1 protein-coding gene is annotated in these 868 nt (G+C 51.7%); it reads right to left on the reverse strand.

The features are described 5' to 3' along the window. Positions 1–616: IS110 family transposase (locus DXZ20_RS18835; RefSeq protein WP_348918708.1), on the reverse strand; the 616-nt coding region annotated here is incomplete at its 3' end. Positions 617–868 lie beyond the last annotated feature (252 nt).

An 868-nucleotide genomic window follows, 5' to 3' on the forward strand; every position in this document is an offset into this window, starting at 1 on the left:
TAATCTGTCGCCGATTGAGCGTACCTAGCTCCGGCAACAACACTAGAAAGCTTGCCGAAATTAGCGGGCCAATGCCTTTGGGCGAACGCAAAATAGACTTGCGCGCTTTCCACTCAGAGACTGAATCGCTAAGGTCTGCTATTTTCTCATCAAGTTGTTTTATCTTCTTTTCTAACCAGTCGATATGCTCACTCACTTCATCTCTGGCTGCACCCTTCACCAACAGTGTCCGACGGTTCTTCTCCGCGCTTAGAATCTCAACTAACTGCTGCCGACGCGTGACCCACTGCTTTAGCTCGCTTTCGGCGGCAGAGGCAAAGACTGTCGCGGCAGGCTCGGTCACCTCACCGTACTTGGCAATCACATAGGCATCAATCGGGTCGGTCTTTGTCAGCTTACTCAGGGCTCTGGCTAAGTCTCTGACCGGACGTGGGTTGACCACGCTTACTCGGATGTCATGCTGATGTAGCCTCAGCGCCATTCGTGCCTCGTGGCCGCCTGTGGCTTCGCATACAACGGCTGGATCCGTTCGTTCTAATACCTTTTGCCTCAGCGCTTCGATACCTGCCGCATCGTTGCTGTATGAGCTATAGGTTTCTGCGCTCAGGTCATACACATCCAGCTTGTCTTTATTGGGGCTCCATCCACTGCACTCTACCTTGCGTGATCCGGTCTCCCATGGGAACCTGGCGATTTTTTCGAGCTCTCAGTTAGATGAATAGTAGCGGTAACCTTGCTTGCGGTCGGACTATGATGAGCTATCATGAACGGGAGGACCTGGTCTAGTGCTACTACGCTTAGCGTATTTGAGTAGACTCCTAAACAAACCCGTTCTTAACATTTGCTCATCTGTTCTAGGGGATGACGG

The sequence above is a fragment of the Adonisia turfae CCMR0081 genome, from assembly GCF_011009555.1.
GTDB lineage: Bacteria > Cyanobacteriota > Cyanobacteriia > Phormidesmidales > Phormidesmidaceae > Leptothoe > Leptothoe turfae.